Consider the following 5,490-nt stretch of genomic DNA (forward strand, 5'->3'; position numbering starts at 1 on the left):
CGCCCGACTGTCGGTGAGCGTGCAGTTCGACTGGCGGCTGGCCCCGTACGACATCGCCGGTTCCCGGGCGCACGCCCGGGTCCTCGCCGGCGCCGGCCTGCTCGACCCGGAGGAGCTGGGCCGGATGCTGGCCGCGCTGGACGACCTGGAGGCCGCCTGCGCCTCCGGGGCGTTCCGGCCCACCATCGACGACGAGGACGTGCACACCGCGCTGGAGCGTGGCCTGCTGGAGCGCCTCGGCAGCCTCGGTGGCAAGCTGCGCGCCGGCCGGTCCCGCAACGACCAGGTCGCCGCCGCGGCGGACCGGTTGGCCGGTTGGCGGGAGTGGGCCGCCGAGCGGGTCGTTCCGCGCTGAGCTGTGCCGTGGCGTCGGCGTCGGCCGCCGGCGCCACGGCTGGTTCAGGCCGTCGGGCGCTCCCGCTTGGGGAGCTTCGCCACCACCATGTCGTACGACGAGTCGACCGCCTCGGTCAGCTCCTCGTCGCCGATCCCGCCGTCCAGGCGCAGCGTGTTCCACCCGGACCGGCCGATGTAGGCCATCACGCTGGCGTCGCCGGGGTGTCGGTGCAGCCACTCGTCGGCGACCTCCCGGGTCGGCCCGCACTTGACGCCGACCGTCGGTTTGCCCCCGGCGCTGCCGAGGAACGCGAAGATCCGGCTGCCCACCTTCACCACCTCGTCGCCCTCCCACGGCTGGTCCAGCCATGCTCCCGGCTTCGCCAGGCAGTACGCCAGCATCTCCGCGCGCTCCATGGGTGCCTCCTCGTCGTGCGCACAGTGTGCCCGCCCGACCGCCGTCGCGGGCGCGACGTGCCGATCCGGGTGTGTGCTCAGGACGCGCCGGATCCGGCGGTCTGCTCGGACGAGCGGGCGGCGACCCGCTCGTAGCGCTGTCGGGCCGCCTGTGCGCTGCCCAACCCCAACCCGTACGCGATCGCCTGCCAGGTCAGCCCCCGGTCGCGGGCCAGTGTCAACAGGCCGGCTTCCAGGGCGTCCAGCTCGGCGCGGACGTGGGGCAGCAGGGTCAGCGCGGCGGTCAGGTCGGCGGCGTCGACCGGCTCCTCCGTCGGTTCGCGTTCGGCCCCGCCGGCGGCCAGCGCGGTGACCAGGGCGACCGCCTCCCACGGGTCCAGCACGTACGGGTGGGCCCAGCGGCCCCGCTGGGCGTCGGTGCCGGCGTGCCGCTCGGCGATCCGGTGCAACGCCTCGTGCGTGCGGTGGGCGCGGGCGCGGGCCGGGTGGGGCGCGGTGAACGGATCGTCCGTCGTCATACCCCGAGCACACATCATCAACGTCCGGTTGTCAACAGAACGTTCAAATCTCGTCGTGGGTCCGCTCGCGGCCGACCCCCGGGCGCGCATCGCCCGCTCGGCTGCCGGGTCGGCGGGATGGGTACCGTCGGGGGCATGCCCCTGCTGCCCGGTGACCGCACCAGCGACCCCGACCTGGCGGCCCTGGCTGACCTGCTCGCCGGGCCCCTGCTGCCGGCGGCGCGCGGGCTGCTGGGCTGCCGCCTGCACGCCGGCGGGGTCACCGTCCGGATCACCGAGGTCGAGGCGTACGCGGGAACCGGCGGCGATCCCGCTTCGCACGCCCATCGGGGCCGCACTCCACGCAACGCCGTGATGTTCGGCCCCGCCGGGTACGCCTACGTCTACTTCACCTACGGCATGCACTGGTGCGTCAACGTGGTCACCGGGGTCGAGGGGACGGCCACCGCCGTGCTGCTGCGCGCCGGTGAGGTGGTCGACGGGCTGGCCACCGCACGGGAGCGCCGGCCGGCCATCCGGCGGGACGTGGACCTGGCCCGGGGGCCCGCCCGGCTCTGCTCCGCGCTCGGCATCGACCGCGAGGCGTACGGCGCGTACCTGCTCGGCGACGGCCCGGTCCGGCTGCGGCCGCCGGCCCGGCCGGTGCCGCAGGAGGCGGTGGCGGCGGGTCCCCGGGTGGGCGTGACCGGCGCGCACGACCTGCCCTGGCGGTTCTGGCTGGACGGCGATCCCACTGTGAGCGCGTACCGCCGGCACGTGCCCCGCGTCCGGCGCTGAACGCGCCCGGCGGCGTGTGAGCGGCGGAGTGTGTCAGTGGGTGTGGCCATAATCACCGCACCTGCTCACCGACGGTACGGAGGACGCCATGGCAACGCTGCTCGCGATCGGCACGGCGAAGGGGTTGTTTCTCGCCACCAGCACTGACGACCGGCGCAGTTGGGAGATCACCGGTCCACACTTTCCGATGACCGGTGTCTACGCGGTGGCTATCGACACCCGCCGTCCCACCCCACGGTTGCTCGCCGGCATGACCAGCTCACACTTCGGCCCGAGTGTCGCCACCAGCGACGACCTCGGTGCTTCCTGGGACGAGCCCGACCAGGCGCCGGTCGCGTTCCCGGCCGACACCGGCGTCTCCCTCGGGCGGGTCTGGCAGTTGACGCCGGCCGGCCCCGACGAGCCGGACGTGGTCTGGGCCGGCACCGAGCCCTCGGCGTTGTTCAAGTCGACCGACGGTGGCCGCAGCTTCGAGCTGGTCCGTTCCCTCTGGGACCACCCGCACCGTCCGCAGTGGGAGGCCGGCTTCGGCGGTCAGGCCGTGCACACCGTGCTGCCCCACCCGCGTGACAGGGCTCGGCTGCTGGTCGCCATGTCCACCGGTGGGGTCTACCGCTCGGAGGACGCCGGGGCGAGCTGGACGCCGGGTAACACCGGCATCCGCGCCTACTTCATGCCCGACGAGTGGCCGGAGTTCGGCCAGTGCGTGCACAAGGTCGCCCGGGACGCCGGCAACCCCGAGCGGCTGTACGCGCAGAACCACCACGGCGTCTACCGCTCCGACGACGACGGCCGCACCTGGTCCTCGATCGCCGACGGGCTGCCCAGCGACTTCGGCTTCCCGATGGTGGCCCACCCGGGGCGTGCCGGCACGGTGTGGACCTTCCCGCTGGTGGCCGACGGGGAGCGGTTCCCGACCGATCACCGCTGTCGGGTGTTCCGCTCCGCCGACGCCGGCGGCAAGTGGGAGCCACTGTCGGTCGGGCTGCCCGAGGGGCCGTTCTATCCGGCGGTGCTGCGCGACGCGATGTGCGCCGATGACGCCAGCCCCGGCGGGGTCTACTTCGGCACCCGCTCCGGTTCGGTCTTCGCCAGCCGCGACGAGGGTGACTCCTGGTCGACGGTCGCGGCGCACCTGCCCGACGTGCTCTGCGTTCGCGCCGCGGAGGTCTGAGCATGGTCACCGTGCTGCTGCCCGGCCCGCTACGCGGCGAGGCCGGAGGTGCGAGTCGGCTGAGCGTCACCGCCGCCGGGACGCTGCGGGCGGTCCTCGACGAAATGGCCGTCGCGCACCCCCGGCTGGCTCGGCGCATCCGCGACGAGCGTGGCGAGCTGCGCCGCTACGTCAACGTCTTCGTCGACGGGGAGGACTGCCGTCACTCCGGCGGTCTGGCCACCCCGGTCAGCGACGGCGCGGAGGTGCAGGTGTTGCCCTCGGTCGCGGGCGGCTGACCGCGCCGGCACCGCCGGGCGGTGTCGACCTGGGTGTCGGGTTGCGGCGAGTGACCGGCGCCACTGCGGGGCGTCCCGCCGACGGAATAGTTGCGTCGTCAAATAAGTTGTGGCCTGCGTCCGGGTACCACGACGGCACCTGGTTGACACGCGAGGAGCTGGTCATGCAGTTCGGAATCTTCACCGTCGGTGACGTCACTGTCGATCCGACCACCGGTCGGGAGCCGACCGAGCATGAGCGGATCAAGGCGATGGTCGCGATCGCGTTGAAGGCCGAGGAGGTCGGCCTGGACGTCTTCGCCACCGGCGAGCACCACAACCCGCCGTTCGTGCCGTCGTCACCGACCACCATGCTCGGCTACATCGCGGCGCGTACCGAACGCCTGCTGCTGTCCACCGCCACCACGCTGATCACCACCAACGACCCGGTGAAGATCGCCGAGGACTACGCGATGCTCCAGCACCTGTCCGGTGGCCGGGTGGACCTCATGATGGGCCGCGGCAACACCGGCCCGGTCTACCCGTGGTTCGGCAAGGACATCCGCGCCGGCATCCCCCTGGCCATCGAGAACTACGACCTGCTGCACCGGCTGTGGCGCGAGGACGTGGTCGACTGGAAGGGCAAGTACCGCACCCCGTTGCAGTCGTTCACCTCGACGCCGCGCCCGCTCGACGGCGTGCCCCCGTTCGTCTGGCACGGCTCGATCCGCAGCCCGGAGATCGCCGAGCAGGCCGCCTACTACGGTGACGGCTTCTTCGCCAACCACATCTTCTGGCCCAAGGAGCACACCCAGCGGATGATCGGGCTCTACCGCCAGCGGTTCGCGCACTACGGCCACGGCTCCGCCGACCAGGCGATCGTCGGCCTCGGCGGGCAGGTGTTCATGCGCCGCAACTCGCAGGACGCGGTCCGGGAGTTCCGGCCCTACTTCGACAACGCCCCGGTCTACGGGCACGGGCCGTCGCTGGAGGAGTTCACCCGGGAGACGCCGCTGACCGTGGGCAGCCCGCAGCAGGTCATCGACCGCACCCTCGGCTTCCGCGAGTACGTCGGTGACTACCAGCGGCAGCTGTTCCTGATGGACCACGCGGGTCTGCCACTGAAGACCGTGCTGGAGCAGCTCGACCTGCTCGGCGAGGAGGTCGTGCCGGTGCTGCGCAAGGAGTTCGACGCGCTGCGTCCGGCGCACGTGCCGGCCGCGCCGACGCACGCCTCGCTGGTCGCCGCCGCCGGCGGCGCCAAGGACAGCACCGTGCACGCCGTCGACGACGTGACCGGCAAGGCACCGGAGGGGGCGACCCGATGACCCGCCGCAGCCTGGCCGTCATCTCGGCGGGGCTGAGTCAGCCCTCGTCGACCCGGCTGCTCGCCGACCAGCTCGCCGCGGCCACCCGCGACGAGTTGGTCCGGCGCGGCTCCGAGGTGCAGCTGCACGTCGTCGACCTGCGCGAGTACGCCCACGACGTGGTGAACAACATGCTCACCGGGTTCGCGCCCGCGGCGCTGCGCGAGGTCATCGACACGGTGACCGGGGCGGACGGGATCATCGCCGTCACCCCGATCTTCAGTGCCTCGTACAACGGGCTGTTCAAGTCCTTCTTCGACGTGCTGGATGCCGAGTCGCTGATCGACCGCCCGGTGCTGATCGGCGCCACCGGCGGCACCGCCCGACACTCCCTCGCTCTGGAGCACGCCGTCCGCCCGATGTTCGCCTACCTCCGGTCGGTGGTGGTCCCGACGGCGGTCTTCGCCGCCCCGGAGGACTGGTCCGACGGCACCGCCGACGGCGCGCTGCGCGCACGGATCCGGCGTGCCGCCGGGGAGTTGGCCGACCAGATCGAGCGCCGACCACCGGCCACCGGGCCGGCCGACCCGTTCGCCCTGACGACCGATTTCCTGCAGATGCTCGGCCGGGGCGACGGCCCGACGGTCAGCTGACCGGGTGGGCGACCAGCACCGGGCAGTGCGCGTGCTGGATCGCCGCCTGAC

Annotated in this window: 7 protein-coding genes and 1 pseudogene; 6 read left to right on the forward strand and 2 right to left on the reverse strand. The window is 73.0% G+C overall.

Features of this window, described 5'->3' with window-relative positions:
• A pseudogene (locus KBX53_RS20720) lies at window positions 1-289 on the forward strand (lyase family protein); the annotation flags it as partial.
• 110 nt (window positions 290-399) lie between these two features.
• Here the strand turns inward: KBX53_RS20720 and KBX53_RS20725 are convergent.
• Together KBX53_RS20725 and KBX53_RS20730 are read right to left on the reverse strand one after the other, a co-directional pair.
• Window positions 400-753 carry an MmcQ/YjbR family DNA-binding protein gene (locus KBX53_RS20725; RefSeq protein WP_030335740.1) on the reverse strand — a complete coding sequence of 118 codons (354 nt, stop codon included), beginning with the start codon at window positions 751-753 and terminating at the stop codon, window positions 400-402.
• 77 nt (window positions 754-830) lie between these two features.
• Window positions 831-1,271, reverse strand: coding sequence for a hypothetical protein (locus KBX53_RS20730; protein ID WP_036412188.1), 441 nt, complete (start codon window positions 1,269-1,271; stop codon window positions 831-833).
• A gap of 135 nt (window positions 1,272-1,406) precedes the next feature.
• On the opposite strand from KBX53_RS20730, the gene KBX53_RS20735 reads away from it, so the two are divergent.
• From KBX53_RS20735 to KBX53_RS20755, 5 genes are all read left to right on the forward strand, one after another.
• A complete protein-coding gene (locus tag KBX53_RS20735; RefSeq protein WP_051708752.1) occupies window positions 1,407-2,048 on the forward strand; it encodes a DNA-3-methyladenine glycosylase in 642 nt (213 codons plus the stop codon).
• An 88-nt stretch (window positions 2,049-2,136) separates the two neighbouring features.
• On the forward strand, window positions 2,137-3,222 hold the full coding sequence (locus KBX53_RS20740) for an exo-alpha-sialidase (RefSeq protein ID WP_210861121.1): 1,086 nt from the start codon (window positions 2,137-2,139) through the stop codon (window positions 3,220-3,222).
• A 2-nt stretch (window positions 3,223-3,224) separates the two neighbouring features.
• Window positions 3,225-3,500, forward strand: coding sequence for a ubiquitin-like small modifier protein 1 (locus tag KBX53_RS20745; protein ID WP_030335746.1), 276 nt, complete (start codon window positions 3,225-3,227; stop codon window positions 3,498-3,500).
• A gap of 164 nt (window positions 3,501-3,664) precedes the next feature.
• Window positions 3,665-4,807, forward strand: a complete 1,143-nt coding sequence (locus tag KBX53_RS20750) for an LLM class flavin-dependent oxidoreductase (protein WP_030335748.1) — start codon at window positions 3,665-3,667, stop codon at window positions 4,805-4,807.
• Window positions 4,804-5,439 carry an FMN reductase gene (locus tag KBX53_RS20755; protein WP_030335749.1) on the forward strand — a complete coding sequence of 212 codons (636 nt, stop codon included), beginning with the start codon at window positions 4,804-4,806 and terminating at the stop codon, window positions 5,437-5,439. The genes KBX53_RS20750 and KBX53_RS20755 overlap by 4 nt, the downstream gene beginning before the upstream one ends.
• The last annotated feature ends 51 nt before the right edge of the window (window positions 5,440-5,490 follow it).

The sequence above is a fragment of the Micromonospora sp. M51 genome (genome assembly GCF_018070305.1).
Lineage (GTDB): Bacteria > Actinomycetota > Actinomycetes > Mycobacteriales > Micromonosporaceae > Micromonospora > Micromonospora parva.

What these genes read in the sequence shown, in the direction of transcription:
- KBX53_RS20725 (WP_030335740.1), bottom strand. Translation starts at nt 753, where the DNA reads ATGGAGCGCGCGGAGATGCTGGCGTACTGCCTGGCGAAGCCGGGAGCA.
- KBX53_RS20730 (WP_036412188.1), bottom strand. Translation starts at nt 1,271, where the DNA reads ATGACGACGGACGATCCGTTCACCGCGCCCCACCCGGCCCGCGCCCGC.
- KBX53_RS20735 (WP_051708752.1), top strand. Translation starts at nt 1,407, where the DNA reads ATGCCCCTGCTGCCCGGTGACCGCACCAGCGACCCCGACCTGGCGGCC.
- KBX53_RS20740 (WP_210861121.1), top strand. Translation starts at nt 2,137, where the DNA reads ATGGCAACGCTGCTCGCGATCGGCACGGCGAAGGGGTTGTTTCTCGCC.
- KBX53_RS20745 (WP_030335746.1), top strand. Translation starts at nt 3,225, where the DNA reads ATGGTCACCGTGCTGCTGCCCGGCCCGCTACGCGGCGAGGCCGGAGGT.
- KBX53_RS20750 (WP_030335748.1), top strand. Translation starts at nt 3,665, where the DNA reads ATGCAGTTCGGAATCTTCACCGTCGGTGACGTCACTGTCGATCCGACC.
- KBX53_RS20755 (WP_030335749.1), top strand. Translation starts at nt 4,804, where the DNA reads ATGACCCGCCGCAGCCTGGCCGTCATCTCGGCGGGGCTGAGTCAGCCC.